A 14,486-nucleotide genomic window follows, 5' to 3' on the forward strand; every position below is an offset into this window, starting at 1 on the left:
TGAGTTAGCGAAGCGATACGATGAACACCACGCCTGATCTTGACGACGATGACGAGGATGACCTGCCGCCCCTGGCCGCGGGCGCCAAGAACTACATGACGCCGGGAGGCTTCAACCGCATGCGGGACGAACGGCACCAGCTGCTGCGGGTGGAAAGGCCCAAGGTGGTGGAGGTGGTGTCCTGGGCCGCCGGCAACGGCGACCGGTCGGAGAATGGTGACTACCTGTACGGCAAGAAGCGGCTGCGCGAGATCGATCGGCGCATCCGCTTCCTGACCAAGCGCATCGAAAGCGCCGAGGTGGTGGACCCGCAGCTGCAGAAGAACCGCTCCCAGGTCTTCTTCGGCGCCACCGTCACCTATGCCGATGAGGATGACGGCCGCATGACCGTCACCATCGTCGGGCGGGACGAGGTGGATATGGACCGCCACCGCATCAGCTGGGTGTCGCCGGTGGCGCGCGCGCTGATGAAGGCGCGCGTGGGCGACGTCGTCACCGTGCGCACGCCCAAGGGGCCGGAAGAGGTGGAGATCCTGGAGATCCGCTACCCCGACTGAAGAACCGGGGTGGCGGCCGGGGAGAATGGTCCTCAGCGGTGCTTCCGCGCCGTCGGGCCGTACTCCGCCGCCAGCGTGTCCTTCAACGACCAGGGATGGTCGGCGGCCGCGGCCTCGTCCTTCAGGATGACCAGGTCGTCGATCAGCCAGCGCCCGCCGGTCCGCGTGAAATGGTAGGCCAGGACGCGGGGCCCCATGTTGCTGAAGCGCGCCGTCACCGTGGCCGTGTCACCCGCCGTCTCCGCCTCCAGGCCGAAACCGGACAGGTCCCAGTCCTGGCCGTCAATGATGATGTCGAAATCCAGGGCGCAAATCCCCTGGGTGCGCTTCTCGCACGCCCGGTCGGCGTCCAGCAACCGCGCCAGCGCCGGGGTGGCGTGGCGCCGGACCTGGGCGACGGAATCGATGGTCGAGTTTTTTCGGCGTGGGGGTCGGCCAGGTACGGCCGGTACAGCGTCTCCACGATGGCCCGGGGTGTCGATTGCGGCGCCTCGGCGCCGGCCGCCCGCGCCGCCTGCGGCGGGGCCACCAGGCTGATGGCCAGCAGGCCCATCGCGGGCAAGAGGGCCGCCCGCCTCATAATTCCGGCCGCATGCCGGCGAGCGACCGCCGGGCGATGTCCTTCAGGGCGGCGCGCAGGCGCTCGATCTCCTGCGCGGCGGCCTCGTAATCCTCGATCAGGCCGCCGACTAGGGTGCCGGGGTCCCCGGCATGGTCGGGGTAGCGGTCGCGGGCCCGTTCGGCGCGGCGGCGCAGCCGCTCCACGATGTCCTCGTTGACGGGCGGCGCCGGGCGGTGGCTGTCATCCTCCGGCGTCATGTCCTCGGCATCCGGCATGGCCTCAGCCTTTCTTCTTCAACGTAAAGGCGGGTTGTCAGGCCCCCCCTTACGGGGCGCGGCCATGGCAATGCTTGTACTTCAGCCCGCTGCCGCAGGGGCAGGGGGAATTCCGGGGGGTGTTCATCCAAGTGTCGGGATCCTGGCCGCCCACCTGGGTCGACTGCGGCATGTTTACGGCGCCATAGCCCAGGCCGGCGCTGGCGCGGGCCATGCCCGGGGGCAGGGGCTCGTCAGCCGGCGGCAGGCCAGCGGGCGGGAAGGCCGGGTCCACCCGGGTCTCCCGCATTTCCTGCGGCGGGAAGTCGTCCGGGTTCAGCTCGGGCTGGGCGACCTGCAGCTGCACGCGCATCAACACCTGGGTCACCTGTTCGCGCAGGCTGTCCAGCAGCTCCTCGAACAGGTTGAAGGCCTCGCGCTTGTATTCGTTCAGCGGGTCGCGCTGGCCATAGGCGCGCAGGTTGATGCCCTGGCGCAGATGGTCCAGCGACAGCAAGTGCTCCTTCCACGACTGGTCCAGCAGCTGCAGCAGCAGGCTGCGCTCGATGGAGCGCATGATCTCCGGCCCGTAGCTGGCCTCCTTGGCGGCGTAGGCCTCATCGGCGGCTTTCATCAGGCGCTGCTCGATCTCAAGCTCGGCGATGCCTTCCTCCTTGCCCCATTCCTGCACCGGCACGTCCAGCGCCAGGACGCGCACCACGTCCTCGTGCAGCTGGTCCATGTTCCACTGCTCGGCATAGGAATTGGCCGGAATGGCCTTGGCCACCAGGGTGTTGATGGTGTCCTGGCGCATGTCCTCGACGGTTTCCTTGATGTCGTCGACGGCCATGATCTCGCGACGCTGCTCATAGACGACCTTGCGCTGGTCGTTCATGACGTTGTCGTACTTCAGCAGGTTCTTGCGGATTTCGAAGTTGTGGGCCTCAACCCGGCTCTGGGCCTTTTCCAGCGCCTTGTTGATCCAGCTGTGGATGATGGCCTCGCCCTCCTGCAGGCCCAGGCGCTGCAGCATCGTGTCCATGCGCTGCGACCCGAAGATGCGCATCAGGTCGTCTTCCAGCGACAGGAAGAACTTCGAGGCGCCGGGGTCGCCCTGGCGGCCGGAGCGGCCGCGCAACTGGTTGTCGATGCGCCGGCTCTCATGACGCTCGGTTCCGACGACGTAGAGGCCGCCGGCGGCCAGCGCCACCTCCTTGGCGGCCGCCACCTCTTCCTCGATCTGCTGGATGCGCCGGGCGCGCTCGGCCGGGTCGGTCACGTCCCCCAGCTCATACTCGATGCGCATCTCGACGTTGCCGCCCAGTTTGATGTCGGTGCCGCGGCCGGCCATGTTGGTGGCGATGGTCACGCCGCCGGGCCGGCCGGCCTGGGAAACGATGTAGGCTTCCTGCTCGTGGTAGCGGGCGTTCAGCACGTTGTGCGGGATGCCCTGCTTCTTCAGCAGGTCGGACAGCAGTTCCGACTTTTCGATGGAGATGGTGCCGACCAGGATGGGCTGCTGACGCTCCTGGCACTCCTTCACCAGCTTGACGATGGCGTCGTACTTCTCGCGCGCCGTGCGGTAGACCTCGTCGTCATAGTCGATGCGCTGGACGGGCAGGTTGGTCGGCATGTCGACCACGTCCAGGTTATAGATCTCCGCGAATTCCGCCGCCTCGGTCATGGCCGTGCCGGTCATGCCGGCCAGCTTGGGGTACAGGCGGAAATAGTTCTGGAAGGTGATGGACGCCAGCGTCTGGTTCTCGCGCTGGATGGTCACATGCTCCTTCGCCTCCAGGGCCTGGTGCAGGCCCTCGGAATAGCGGCGCCCGTCCATCATGCGGCCCGTGAACTCGTCGATGACGATGACCTTGTCGTCCTTGACGATGTAATCCACGTCGCGGGTGAACAGCTTGTGGGCGCGCAGGGCCTGGTTCACGTGGTGGACCAGGGTGATGTTGTGGATGTCGTACAGGTCGCCCTGCTTCAGCAGGTCCATCTCGGTCAGGATCTGGGCGACCTTCTCCGTGCCCTCTTCCGTCAGGTTGACGGATTTGGCCTTCTCATCCTTTTCATAGTCGGTGTCGGCCAGGCGCAGGATGACCGTATCCACGGCGGCGTACAGTTCGGACCCGTCGGTGGACGGGCCGGAGATGATCAGAGGCGTGCGCGCCTCGTCGATCAGCACGCTGTCCACCTCGTCGACCACGGCGAAGTTGAAGGGCCGCTGGACCATGTCCTCCAGGCGGAACTTCATGTTGTCGCGCAGGTAGTCGAAGCCGAATTCGTTGTTGGTGCCGTAGGTGATGTCGGCGGCGTAGGCGCGGCGGCGCTCGTCATCGTCCAGGCCATGGACGATGCAGTCCGTGGTCAGGCCCAGGAAGCCGTAGATTCGGCTCATCCAGCCGCTGTCGCGCTTGGCCAGGTAGTCGTTCACGGTCACGACGTGCACGCCCTTGCCTTCCAGGGCGTTCAGGTACACCGCCAGGGTCGCCACCAGGGTCTTGCCTTCGCCGGTGCGCATCTCGGCGATGCGGCCGCGGTGCAGGACGATGCCGCCCATCAGCTGCACGTCGAAATGGCGCTGGCCGATGGCGCGCTTGGCCGCCTCGCGCACGGTGGCGAAGGCGTCGGGCAGGATGTCGTCCAGCGTCTCGCCCTTGGCCAGCCGGTCGTGCAACCAGTCGGTACGCATGCGCAGCTCGTCATCGGACAGCGATACCAGCTTCGGCTCCAGCGCGTTGATGGCGTCGACGTCCTTCCGCAAGCTTTTGACAACGCGCTCGTTGGCGTTGCCGAACAGTTTGCGGGCGATGGAACCGAACATGAAAACCTCGAAGGAAGCGAATAGGGAAAGACGGCCGTCCGGGTGATCCGGCCCGGCCCTCCGGGTACTCTGGCGACGGCCGGGGCGGCAACCCCGCGCGCGCTTTCTGAGATAAGGTGGCAGGGCCCGGCGGTCAATGAAGCCCCGCCGTTTCCGGTACCGCGATACCGGTCCCACCTGCCGCGACAAATCCCCCTCACGCGCGGGTGGGGACCATAGCATGATCCGCCTGCTTTCCAACCGCTTTGATGCCCGGGTGGATGCCCGGGTGGATGCGGTATCCCGGGACCGTTCGCGAAGCGGGGGCCGGGCTCGTGGTCCGGAGGGCGGGGTGCGGCATCAGGACACGTACAGGGTGGGTATCCGGCGCTGTCCCACCTTGCGAGAGGGGCGCCCCCCGTGTTTTATGGCGCGACAGCCGAAGAAGGGCCCGGCAGTGCTACGGCGTGGCCGTCCCGGTCCTTAGCGTCGCGCCGTTTTTTGATGCAGCCCCAGTCCTCGAGGAATTCAGCTCCATGTATGTGAAGATGTTGCGTGCCGCGCTGCTGACCGCGGCTTTCGGGTCCCTGGCCGGCACCGCCCTGGCCGCTGACACCCCGGCCAAGGCTGCCGCCCCCGCCGCGGCACCGGCCGCCGGCTCCCCGGCCGCCGGGGCTCCGGCCCAGGTCGCGGACGACCCGGTGGTGGCGCGTGTCAACGGCAAGGAAATCCATCGGTCGGAAGTGCTGGCCGAATACAGCCAGTTGCCGGCCCAGACCCAGCAGCAGATTCACCTGAACGAAGCCTATCCGCGTGTTCTGGAGAACCTGGTGACCGCCCGTCTGCTGACGGACGCCGGCTACAAGGACAAGCTGCAGGACAGCAAGGAAGTGAAGACCGAGCTGAAGCACGCTGAAGAGCGCTTCGTGCAGCAGGCTTACATCCGCAAGCAGGTCGACGCCCGCATGAACGAGGCGCTGCTGAAGAAGAAGTACGACGAGATGGTGAAGGCCATGCCGGCCGAGGACGAGGTCCGCGCCCGGCACATCCTGGTGAAGACCAAGGAAGAGGCCGACGCGCTGATCAAGCAGATCCAGGGCGGCGCCGATTTCGCCAAGCTGGCGTCCGAGCAGCAGATCGACAAGAACTCCGCCGCTTCGGCCGGTGACTTGGGCTATTTCACGAAGGGTGACATGGTCGCCCCCTTCGCCGACGCCGCCTTCGCCATGAAGCCGGGCGAGGTCAGCAAGACCCCGGTGAAGACCGACTTCGGTTGGCACGTGATCAAGGTTGAGGACCGCCGCAAGCGCCAGGCCCCGCCGTTCGAGCAGGTGAAGGGCCAGGTCGCCCAGGCCGAGGCTCAGGATCTGGCCGCCCAGGTGGTGGATGAGCTGCGCAAGGGGGCCAAGGTCGAGGCCTTCGACATCACCGGCAAGCAGGCCATCTCCCTGACCCCGCCGCCGGCCGCCGCCAAGCCGGCCGCCCCCGCCAAGCAGTAAGGCGGGCGGTCACGGCGTGGGATGGTGTCCCGTCCCGCGCCGACATGTTAGCGAAGGGCGCAAGCATCGCCGGTGGCGGTCTTGCGCCCTTTTGCTGTCCGCGTCCCGCTTAAGCGCTAGAGGTCCGTTTTCGATTTTATTCGTCACGGATTTCGGCCTATTTTCTGCGCCGTTTGCCCGGCCACTCTCCGGGCGGCCCCCATCCGAACCGTTCGCCTTCAACGGAGCGATTCCCCATGGCCCTCAAGGTCTCCCCCCTGGCGCCCGACGCTTTCCCCACCCTGTCCCCCGTGGCCGGCGTCCGCCTGGCGGCGTACAACTGCGGCATCCGCTACAAGGGCCGGGATGACCTGATGGTGGCCGAGCTGGCGCCCGGCACCACCGTGGCCGGCGTGCTGACCCGCTCGCTCACCGCCAGCGCGCCCGTGCATTGGTGCCGCCGGGGCCTGGCGGGCGGCAGCGCCCGCGCCCTGGTGGTGAACTCCGGCAACTCCAACGCCTTCACCGGGGCCGCCGGCGAGTCGCTGGTGTCCGAGACGGTGGCCACCGCCGCCCAGCTGGTGGGCTGCAAGCCGGAAGAGGTCTTCGTCGCCTCGACCGGCGTCATCGGCCAGCCCCTGCCGGCCGACAAGATCGCCCAGCACCTGGGCGCCGCCTGGGCCAAGCTGGATGCCAGCAACTGGGACCCGGCCGCCCGCGCCATCATGACCACCGACACCTTCCCCAAGGGGGCGGTGGCCACCTGCGTCATCGACGGCAAGACCGTGACGCTGAACGGCTTCGCCAAGGGCAGCGGCATGATCGCCCCCGATATGGCGACCATGCTGGGCTTCCTGTTCACCGACGCCGCCATCGCCGCGCCGGTGCTGCAGAAGCTGCTGTCGCGCTCCACGGACCGCAGCTTCAACTGCGTGACGGTGGACGGCGACACCTCCACCAGCGACACGGTGATCCTGGTCGCCACGGGGCAGGCCGGCAACGCCCCCATCACCGACGCGACCGACCCGCGCCTGCGGCCCTTCGCCAAGGCGCTGGACGCCGTCTGCCTGGACCTGGCCCAGCAGATCGTGCGCGATGGCGAGGGTGCCACCAAGTTCGTGACCCTGACCGTGACCGGTGCCACCAGCAACCAGGCGGCCAAGCGCATCGCCTTGACCGTCGCCAACTCCCCCTTGGTGAAGACCGCCGTGGCGGGTGAGGATGCCAACTGGGGCCGCATCGTCGCCGCCGTGGGCCGCGCCGGTGAGAAGGCCGACCGCGACAAGCTGGTCATCAGCATCGGCGGCGTGCAGATCTGCGCCAACGGGATGGAGGTCCCCGGCTATGACGAGGCGCCGGTGGCCGCCCACATGAAGGGGCAGGAGATCGACATCCAGGTCGACCTGGGCCTGGGGCGCGGCAGGGCCACCGTGTGGACCTGCGACCTGACCCACGGCTACATCGACATCAACGGCAGCTACCGCAGCTGAGCTGCGGTGGCTGCCTGTTCCCTCAAGCGCCGGGCGGGCGCATCCACGCCCTTGGCTTGTCCTCGCTTTCCAGTCCGCTGACGCTCCCCGGAAAGCTCCGGCGGCCCCGGTCGGGGCCTACAGTGGCATGAGATGCTCATGCCACTGCTTTGGGGCGTCGTAGAATACGAAGGAGCGTTTCATGGCGGACGACACCATGCCCTGCTGGAACGGGCAGCCTGAACCGACGGATCCGGTGCGCACCGTCCTGGTCGCCGCCGTGGCCCTGATCGACGCCGACGGGCGGGTGCTGCTGGCGCAGCGTCCGCCGGGCAAGTCCCTGGCGGGCCTCTGGGAGTTCCCCGGCGGCAAGGTCGACCCCGGCGAGACGCCGGAGGTGGCCCTGGTGCGGGAACTGCGGGAGGAGCTGGGGATCGACACGCGCACCAGCTGCCTGGCGCCCTTCACCTTCGCCAGCCACCGGTACGAGACCTTCCACCTGTTGATGCCGCTCTACGTCTGCCGCGTTTGGCAGGGCACGCCCCAGCCCCTGGAAGGCCAGTCCCTGGCCTGGGCGCGGGTGGATCAGCTGAACGACTATCCCATGCCTCCAGCCGATGTGCCGCTGGTGGCCATGCTGCGCGACCTGCTGTAGCCAACGCCAGGAGCGGACGATGGATGGAAGAGATGTCATCCGCGTCAGGGCGATGGTCCGGCTGCTGTCGGTGGCGGAAGGGGGCCGTGCGACGCCGGTGCGGGGGAGTTATCGTCCCAATCACAATTTCTTCGGGCCGGATAACCGGGAGATGGCCACCGGTTTCATCGATCTGCCGGTGGGCGCCGAGTTGAAGCCCGGCGATAGCATCGAGGTGCCAATGGCGTTCTGGCGATGGTCCGGCCTCGATGGCCAGCTTTATCCCGGTCGCGAGTGGCGCATCCAGGAGGGGGCCAAACTGGTGGGGTGGGGCACGGTTATCCAGGTCCTGTCTGAGCGGCTGTGAGCCCGCGTCCCAATCAGTTCTTCAGCGGATTGATCTCTTCCGTACCCAGCGCGTCGGCCAGGCGCAGTTTGGCGCTGCCGCGGCGCAGGGGTTTCTGCTGGCTGTCGTCGGGGGCCCAGCCGGCCAGGTACAGCACTTGGAAGCTGGCCTCGATGCCGCCCTCGCCATCGGGGTACAGGTCCTGGTAGCGCTCGGCGGCCCGGGTGAACAGGTCGCTGGGGCTGACGGCCTTGCGGCTGTCCAGCACGGCGTTGGTCTCGCCCATGCCCCGCAGGTCCTGGATCAGGCGGAAGGCGTGGGGGTAGCTGACGGTCAGCATGTCGCTGTCCACCACCGGCAGGGCGAAGCCGGCGCGCTGTAGCAGGCCGCCGGCGTCGCGCACCTCGGCCATGGGGCTGATGCGGGGCGACAGGCCGCCCATCAGGTCCATCTCGGCCTCCATCAGGCTGCGGCGCAGTTCGAACAGCGTCTCGCCGCCCAGGATGGCGCCCAGGAACAGGCCGTCGGGCTTCAGCGCGCGGCGGACCTGGATCAGGGCGCCGGGCAGGTCGTTGACCCAATGCAGGCTGAGGGCGCTGACCACCAGGTCGAAGCTGCCCTCGGCGAAGGGCAGGAACTCCTCATCCGCCGCCACCGTGGGCAGGCCCGGCATGCGCTTGGCCGCCTCGACCGCGAAGCGGGGGGACAGGTCCGTCGCCACCACCTGGGCGATGCTGGGCACGGCCGCCAGGGCCTGCGCCACCTCCCCGCCATGGCAGCCCAGGTCCAGGGCCACGCGGAAGTCGCGCTTGATGTCGGCCAGGCGTTCAACCAGGCGGCCCACCACCTCGGCCTTCAGGAAATCGAAGCCGGTCCACCCGGCGGCGGCCCGGTCGCGATGGGCCCGCACGCGGCGGCGGTTGAAGACGGTCATGCTGTCGGCGTCGCTCATGGGGCCGGTATAGGCCCTTCGCACGCCGGAGCAACAGGAATTTACGGGGTACGCGCGGCTTTGCGCTATCATGGCGTGTGCTTCTCGGGGGACATGCGCGCATGGGCGATTGGAGGCGGACGATAGGGGCCGCGATAGGGGGGGCCAGGGCACGCGGCGCCGGCGTGCGCCTGCTCGACCTGGTGCTGCCCCCGCGCTGCCTGGGGTGTGGCGAGGCGGTGGCCGCCGCCGGCACTTTGTGCGGCGTCTGTTGGCGGGGCGTCAGCTTCATCACAGCCCCGCAATGCGCCGCCTGCGGCCGGCCCTTTCCCCACGACATGGGTGCCGACGCGCTGTGCGCCATCTGTGTCGCCGCGCCCCTGGCCTTCGGCCGGCTGCGCGCCGCCGTGCTGTACGACGACGCCAGCCGCCCCCTGATCCTGGGCTTCAAGCACGGCGACCGGACGGAGGCCGTGCCCTTGTTCGCCGGCTGGATGGCGCGCGCTGGTGGGGAGTTGCTGACCGGGGCCGATCTGGTGGCGCCGGTGCCGCTGCACCGCTGGCGGCTGTTCGCCCGGCGCTACAACCAGGCGGCCCTGCTGGCCGCGCGGCTGGGCGCCCTCAGCGGGGTGAAGACGGCGCCCGACCTGCTGGTCCGCCGCCGCCGCACGCCCAGCCAGGGCAGCCTGTCGCGCGAGGGGCGGGCGCGCAACGTGGCGGGCGCCTTCGCCCTGCGCCCCGGCCGGTCGGTCCAGGGGCTGCGCGTGGTGCTGGTGGATGACGTCTACACCACCGGCGCCACGGTGGCGGAGTGCGCCCGCGTGCTGTTGCGGGCGGGTGCCGCGGGGGTGGAGGTGCTGGCCCTGGCCCGGGTGCTGAAGGCGGAAGATATTTAGAAACACTCTAAACTCAGGGCTGGGTTGCGCACCCACCCTTGGCGCTGCGCCGCCGATGCGCCAATATTTCAGGTAAATCATTTCCTCAGGAGTTTGGGCCCATGCCCCGCGTTGAAATCTACACCAGCCCCTACTGCCCATACTGCCACCGCGCCAAGCGCCTGCTGGACAGCAAGGGCGTGCAGTATGAGGAGATCGACGTCATCGCCAATCCATCGCGCAAGCCCGAGATGATCCAGCGCGCCGACGGCCGTACGACGGTGCCACAGATTTTCGTGGATGGTGAGGGCCTGGGCGGCAGCGACGACATCCACGCCCTGGATCGCGCCGGCAAACTGAACGCCAAGCTGGGCCTGGACCAGCTGGCATCCGGCACCGCCTGAGCATGACGGCCACCCCCTTCTCCGGCGTCCTGCGCGCGGCGGTCCTGCAAATGACCGCCGGGCCGGAGATCGCGGCCAACATGGACGCGGCGGCCCAGCTGCTGCGCCAGGCCAAGGACCAGGGGGCGGCGTTCGCCACCCTGCCGGAGAACGTGGCCCGCATGGTCCAGGGCCGCGAGCGGGTGCTGGCCGGCGCCTTCGCCGAAGAGGCGCACCCCGCGCTCAACCGGTTCCGTGAGCTGGCGGTTGAAACCGGACTGTGGCTCATGACCGGCACCCTGGCCTGCCTGACGGAGGATGGCCGCGCGGCCAACCGCTGCTTCGTCATCGATCCGGCCGGCCAGGTTCTGGCGCGTTACGACAAGCTGCACATGTTCGATGTGGAACTGGCGAACGGGGAGCGGTATCGCGAAAGCGCCACCTTCCGCCCCGGCGACAGCGCCCGCGTGGTCGACACCCCCTGGGGCGGCCTGGGCCTGACCGTCTGCTACGACGTGCGCTTCCCCCAGTTGTTCCGCGCCCTGGCCAAGGCCGGGTCCCGCCTCATCACCGTGCCCAGCGCCTTCACCGTGCCCACCGGCCGCGCCCATTGGCATGTGCTGCTGCGCGCCCGCGCCATCGAGACTGGCTGTTTCGTCCTGGCCCCGGCCCAGGTGGGCCTCCACGACGGCGGTCGCGCCACCTACGGCCACGCCCTGATCGTCAGCCCCTGGGGCGATGTGCTGGCCGACGCCGGCGGCGAGGCCCCGGGCGTCCTGGTCGCCGACCTGGACCTGTCCAAGGTGGATGAGGCACGCGGCATGGTGCCCAGCCTGCTGCATGACCGGGCGTTCGAGGGGCCGATTTAGGATTTACAAAAGCTCGCTATGGTTGTGTTGTTTGGTTTGCAGCCCGATGGAGCAGGCACCTATGACCATAGAGCTTCACTTCATTTGTAAGCATCAACAGCATTGGTCTTCTCTCGGGAAAAACGAATTCGAAACCGGGAATTGGAGTGTTTCCCAGGCCACCGCTGAAGAGGCGTTGGGTGGGCATATCTATCTTCATGAGAAGCAGCGTGGGAAGGCTTGGCATGGAGGGCGAATTACTGAAGTTCGCCCCTCATCTGAGGACGGTAGATTCGTGTTTAGGTACGTCCTAGATGGAGAATTTCGAGTTCTGTGTCGAGGGAATTGGGGGCAGGAGAAAGCCATCATTCGGCGCTAGCGCTAACAAAAAGGGCGGCACCCCTGTGGATGCCGCCCTTCGTTTCGCTACCGGAACCGACCTTACTCGGCGACCTTCAGCACGCCGCGGCGGATCTGGTCGCGCTCCATGCTGACGAACAGGGCGCGGAAGTTGCCTTCGCCGAAGCCCTCGTCGCCTTTGCGCTGGATGATCTCGAAGAAGATCGGGCCGATGGCCGTCTCGGTAAAGATCTGCAGCAGATAGCGGTTGTCCTTGCCGTCCAGCAGGATGCCGCGGCTCTTCAGCTCGTCCACCGGCTGGCCGTGGCCGGGCAGGCGCTCTTCCAGCATCTCGTAGTAGGTGTCGGGCGGCGGCGTCATGAACTTCACGCCGGCGGCCTTCAGCGTGTCCCAGGTGGCGATGATGTCATCGGTCAGCAGGGCGATGTGCTGGATGCCTTCGCCCTTGTAGGCCTCGATGAATTCCTGGATCTGGTCCAGCTTGTCGGCGCCCTGCTCGGACTTCGACTCGTTGATCGGGATGCGGATCTTGCCGCAGGGGGCGGTCAGCGCCCGGCTGGTCAGGCCCGTATACTCACCCGTGATGTCGAAGTAGCGGATCTGGCGGAAGCCGAAGATCTTGCCATAGAACTCCGAGATCGGGTCCATGCGGCCCTTGCGGACGTTATGGGTCAGGTGGTCGATCAGCTTCAGGCCGGCGCCCACGGGGTTCTGGTCGGCGCCCTCGATGGGCACGAAGTCGATGTCGTAGATGCTGGGGCTGTTGTAGCGGTCCACCAGGTACAGCAGGCTGCCGCCGATGCCCTCGATGGCCGGGATGTTCAGCTCCATCGGGCCGACGGTGCCCTTCACCTCCTTGGCGCCCTGGGCCACGGCGTGCTTCAGGGCCTCACCCGCGTCCTTCACGCGGAAGGCCATGGCGCAGGCGCTGGGGCCGTGCTCACGGGCGAAGCGCTGGGCCAGGCTGTCCGGCTCGGCGTTCACGATGAAGTTGATGTCGCCCTGGCGGTACAGCACCACGTTCTTGGAGCGGTGGCGGGCCACCTTGGTGAAGCCCATGGCCTCGAACAGGCGACCCAGGGCCTCGGTGTCCTCCGCCGTGTATTCCACGAACTCGAAGCCATCGGTGCCCAGCGGGTTTTCCCACAGGTCGCCGCCGGCGACGGCTTCGGCGACGGGCGAAGAGGAAGGGGTGGTCGGGGTGGGCGCAGTCGGGGTGGACATGGCGGGTCGCTCTCCCTGTTAGAAGCAACAATCCCCCTGATGATACGCCCAGGGGCTGGGCATTTCCTTGCGAAGTCTGCCGCATTTGGTCAAGATTGAGCAACGTTGTGCTCAATAAACCCTTAAGGCGGCATCACTATGGGTAAATCCAGTCTGGACGCGGCAGATCTGCGCATCCTGGATACGTTGCAGCGCAACGGGCGCCTGTCCAACGTCGACCTGGCGGAGGCCGTGGGCCTTTCGCCCTCGCCCTGCCTGCGCCGGGTGAAGGACCTGGAGGACCAGGGCTACATCCAGGGCTACGCCGCCCTGCTGGACCGCCGCCTGCTGGGCCTGGGGGTCGTCGCCTTCGTCGAGGTCAAGATCGACCAGAACGCGGAGGGCGACGCCGTGTTCCGCCGCCTGGTCAGCCAAATCCCCGAGGTGGTGTCCTGCTTCGTCATGACCGGCACCATGGATTATCTGGTGCAGGTGGTGGTCAGCAACCTGGAGGCCTTCGCCGAGGTCTCGATGAAAAAGCTGCTGCAGATTCCGGGCGTGAAGGACGTGCGCTCCAGCTTCGTGCTGGACGTGGTCAAGCACTCCACCGCCGTGCCCCTGCCGTCGGTCGCCGAACTGGCGCGGGACTGAAATTTCTTGCCGGCACAAGATTGCCAAACTGATCGCTCAAACGGCAGGAAGTGGTTTTAGGTCCCTAGTACTGGGGCATGATCGCAAGGAAATGGTGCTGATCCAGCGATAAAATGGTTTCAGAAACCCAGCCAGGGAGATGAGGCCATGAGCAGCACCGCGCCGGTCAACACCACGGGCAAGTCCGACACCCCCCTGCGCGGCGACTACAGCGCCATGGCGGCCGATTACACCGTGCCCCAGGGGTGGGAGAGGATCACGGCGGAGGAACACGCCCGCTGGCGCACGCTGTATGAGCGTCAGTCGGCCCTGCTGCCGCGCTACGCCGCCCCGGAATTCATGGAAAGCCTGGCGCGGTTGGACGCCCGCGACGGGGTGCCCCATTTCGACCGGGCCAGCGAACTGCTGCGCAAGGCCACGGGCTGGACCCTGGTGGCCGTGCCGGGCCTGCTGCCCAACGACGTCTTCTTCAACCATCTGGCTGAAAAGCGATTTCCGGTGACCAACTGGATCCGCCGGGCGGATGAGATGGATTACCTGGTGGAACCGGACGTGTTCCACGACTTCTTCGGCCATGTGCCCCTGCTGATGCATCCGGTTTTCGCCGACTACCTGCAGGCCTATGGCAAGAAGGGCGCGGAGGCCGAAGCCCATGGCGGGCTGGAGCGGCTGGCGCGCCTGTACTGGTACATGGTGGAATTCGGCCTGATCAACACGCCCCAGGGCTTGCGCGCCTATGGCGCCGGCATGCTGTCCTCGCGCGGTGAGACGCAGTACTGCATCGAAAGCCCCGAGCCCAACCGCGTCGGTTTCAATCTGGAACGGGTGATGCGCACCCACTACCGCATCGACGACTACCAGGAAACCTACTTCGTCCTGGACAGCTTCGAGCAGCTGTTCCAGGCGACAGCGCAGGATTTCGCGCCGATCTACGCCAAGCTGGCCGCCTTGCCAGACCTGCCGGCCGACCAGATCCAGCCGGGTGACAGGGTGTTCACGGCGGGCCGGAAGGCGGCGTGACACCGCCTTCCGGTTCGCCTCAGGCGCCGGCAGCCGCGTCCGCGGCTTTGGCTCGTCCTCGATTTCCAGTCCGCTGACGCTCCCCAAAAATCTCCGGCGGCTGCGGTCG

The 14,486-nt window shown here is 67.4% G+C and carries 15 protein-coding genes; 10 read left to right on the forward strand and 5 right to left on the reverse strand.

Annotated features, from left to right (window positions below; translation table 11 throughout):
* Positions 1–20 precede the first annotated feature (20 nt).
* A complete protein-coding gene (gene greB / locus UAJ10_RS12955) occupies positions 21–557 on the forward strand; it encodes a transcription elongation factor GreB (RefSeq protein ID WP_322915726.1) in 537 nt (178 codons plus the stop codon).
* Between the two features lie 32 nt (positions 558–589).
* On the opposite strand, the gene UAJ10_RS12960 is transcribed toward greB, so the two are convergent.
* From UAJ10_RS12960 to secA, 3 genes are all read right to left on the reverse strand, one after another.
* Complete coding sequence (locus tag UAJ10_RS12960; RefSeq protein WP_322915727.1) at positions 590–913, reverse strand: hypothetical protein; 324 nt, start codon at positions 911–913, stop codon at positions 590–592.
* Between the two features lie 220 nt (positions 914–1,133).
* Entirely contained in the window at positions 1,134–1,394 is a 261-nt protein-coding gene (locus tag UAJ10_RS12965; protein WP_145750853.1) for a hypothetical protein, read from the reverse strand.
* Positions 1,395–1,443: 49 nt separating this feature from the next.
* Positions 1,444–4,200 (reverse strand): preprotein translocase subunit SecA, encoded by a 2,757-nt coding sequence (secA, locus tag UAJ10_RS12970; RefSeq protein WP_322915728.1) that lies wholly within the window; start codon positions 4,198–4,200, stop codon positions 1,444–1,446.
* A gap of 515 nt (positions 4,201–4,715) precedes the next feature.
* Between secA and UAJ10_RS12975 the strand changes: the two genes are divergently transcribed.
* The 4 genes from UAJ10_RS12975 to UAJ10_RS12990 all read left to right on the forward strand — a co-directional run bounded on the left by UAJ10_RS12975 (position 4,716) and on the right by UAJ10_RS12990 (position 8,127).
* Entirely contained in the window at positions 4,716–5,678 is a 963-nt protein-coding gene (locus UAJ10_RS12975) for a peptidylprolyl isomerase (protein ID WP_322915729.1), read from the forward strand.
* 236 nt (positions 5,679–5,914) lie between these two features.
* Positions 5,915–7,147, forward strand: a complete 1,233-nt coding sequence (gene argJ, locus UAJ10_RS12980; RefSeq protein ID WP_322915730.1) for a bifunctional glutamate N-acetyltransferase/amino-acid acetyltransferase ArgJ — start codon at positions 5,915–5,917, stop codon at positions 7,145–7,147.
* Between the two features lie 196 nt (positions 7,148–7,343).
* A complete protein-coding gene (gene mutT, locus UAJ10_RS12985) occupies positions 7,344–7,781 on the forward strand; it encodes an 8-oxo-dGTP diphosphatase MutT (RefSeq protein WP_322917320.1) in 438 nt (145 codons plus the stop codon).
* Between the two features lie 19 nt (positions 7,782–7,800).
* Complete coding sequence (locus UAJ10_RS12990) at positions 7,801–8,127, forward strand: hypothetical protein (RefSeq protein WP_322915731.1); 327 nt, start codon at positions 7,801–7,803, stop codon at positions 8,125–8,127.
* Between the two features lie 13 nt (positions 8,128–8,140).
* On the opposite strand, the gene UAJ10_RS12995 is transcribed toward UAJ10_RS12990, so the two are convergent.
* Positions 8,141–9,058, reverse strand: a complete 918-nt coding sequence (locus UAJ10_RS12995) for a methyltransferase domain-containing protein (protein ID WP_322915732.1) — start codon at positions 9,056–9,058, stop codon at positions 8,141–8,143.
* Between the two features lie 164 nt (positions 9,059–9,222).
* On the opposite strand from UAJ10_RS12995, the gene UAJ10_RS13000 reads away from it, so the two are divergent.
* The 3 genes from UAJ10_RS13000 to UAJ10_RS13010 all read left to right on the forward strand — a co-directional run bounded on the left by UAJ10_RS13000 (position 9,223) and on the right by UAJ10_RS13010 (position 11,164).
* The gene (locus UAJ10_RS13000; RefSeq protein ID WP_322915733.1) at positions 9,223–9,933 is read left to right on the forward strand and encodes a ComF family protein; all 711 of its coding nucleotides are present in this window, start codon (positions 9,223–9,225) and stop codon (positions 9,931–9,933) included.
* Positions 9,934–10,034: 101 nt separating this feature from the next.
* On the forward strand, positions 10,035–10,316 hold the full coding sequence (gene grxC / locus UAJ10_RS13005) for a glutaredoxin 3 (RefSeq protein WP_088872197.1): 282 nt from the start codon (positions 10,035–10,037) through the stop codon (positions 10,314–10,316).
* A 2-nt stretch (positions 10,317–10,318) separates the two neighbouring features.
* Positions 10,319–11,164 (forward strand): carbon-nitrogen hydrolase family protein, encoded by an 846-nt coding sequence (locus UAJ10_RS13010; RefSeq protein ID WP_322915734.1) that lies wholly within the window; start codon positions 10,319–10,321, stop codon positions 11,162–11,164.
* Between the two features lie 420 nt (positions 11,165–11,584).
* Here the strand turns inward: UAJ10_RS13010 and hppD are convergent, their stop codons facing one another.
* Positions 11,585–12,727 (reverse strand): 4-hydroxyphenylpyruvate dioxygenase, encoded by a 1,143-nt coding sequence (gene hppD / locus UAJ10_RS13015; protein ID WP_322915735.1) that lies wholly within the window; start codon positions 12,725–12,727, stop codon positions 11,585–11,587.
* 138 nt (positions 12,728–12,865) lie between these two features.
* Between hppD and UAJ10_RS13020 the strand changes: the two genes are divergently transcribed.
* Positions 12,866–13,357, forward strand: coding sequence for an Lrp/AsnC family transcriptional regulator (locus UAJ10_RS13020; protein WP_040848442.1), 492 nt, complete (start codon positions 12,866–12,868; stop codon positions 13,355–13,357).
* A gap of 147 nt (positions 13,358–13,504) precedes the next feature.
* Positions 13,505–14,377 carry a phenylalanine 4-monooxygenase gene (gene phhA / locus UAJ10_RS13025; protein WP_322915736.1) on the forward strand — a complete coding sequence of 291 codons (873 nt, stop codon included), beginning with the start codon at positions 13,505–13,507 and terminating at the stop codon, positions 14,375–14,377.
* Positions 14,378–14,486 lie beyond the last annotated feature (109 nt).

It is taken from the genome of Nitrospirillum guaranorum (assembly GCF_034653275.1).
Lineage (GTDB): Bacteria > Pseudomonadota > Alphaproteobacteria > Azospirillales > Azospirillaceae > Nitrospirillum.

Excerpts from the sequence above, each read along its gene's own strand:
- greB (WP_322915726.1), top strand. The coding sequence starts at position 21 with ATGAACACCACGCCTGATCTTGACGACGATGACGAGGATGACCTGCCG.
- UAJ10_RS12965 (WP_145750853.1), bottom strand. The coding sequence starts at position 1,394 with ATGCCGGATGCCGAGGACATGACGCCGGAGGATGACAGCCACCGCCCG.
- secA (WP_322915728.1), bottom strand. The coding sequence starts at position 4,200 with ATGTTCGGTTCCATCGCCCGCAAACTGTTCGGCAACGCCAACGAGCGC.
- UAJ10_RS12975 (WP_322915729.1), top strand. The coding sequence starts at position 4,716 with ATGTATGTGAAGATGTTGCGTGCCGCGCTGCTGACCGCGGCTTTCGGG.
- argJ (WP_322915730.1), top strand. The coding sequence starts at position 5,915 with ATGGCCCTCAAGGTCTCCCCCCTGGCGCCCGACGCTTTCCCCACCCTG.
- mutT (WP_322917320.1), top strand. The coding sequence starts at position 7,344 with ATGCCCTGCTGGAACGGGCAGCCTGAACCGACGGATCCGGTGCGCACC.
- UAJ10_RS12990 (WP_322915731.1), top strand. The coding sequence starts at position 7,801 with ATGGATGGAAGAGATGTCATCCGCGTCAGGGCGATGGTCCGGCTGCTG.
- UAJ10_RS12995 (WP_322915732.1), bottom strand. The coding sequence starts at position 9,058 with ATGAGCGACGCCGACAGCATGACCGTCTTCAACCGCCGCCGCGTGCGG.
- grxC (WP_088872197.1), top strand. The coding sequence starts at position 10,035 with ATGCCCCGCGTTGAAATCTACACCAGCCCCTACTGCCCATACTGCCAC.
- UAJ10_RS13010 (WP_322915734.1), top strand. The coding sequence starts at position 10,319 with ATGACGGCCACCCCCTTCTCCGGCGTCCTGCGCGCGGCGGTCCTGCAA.
- hppD (WP_322915735.1), bottom strand. The coding sequence starts at position 12,727 with ATGTCCACCCCGACTGCGCCCACCCCGACCACCCCTTCCTCTTCGCCC.
- UAJ10_RS13020 (WP_040848442.1), top strand. The coding sequence starts at position 12,866 with ATGGGTAAATCCAGTCTGGACGCGGCAGATCTGCGCATCCTGGATACG.
- phhA (WP_322915736.1), top strand. The coding sequence starts at position 13,505 with ATGAGCAGCACCGCGCCGGTCAACACCACGGGCAAGTCCGACACCCCC.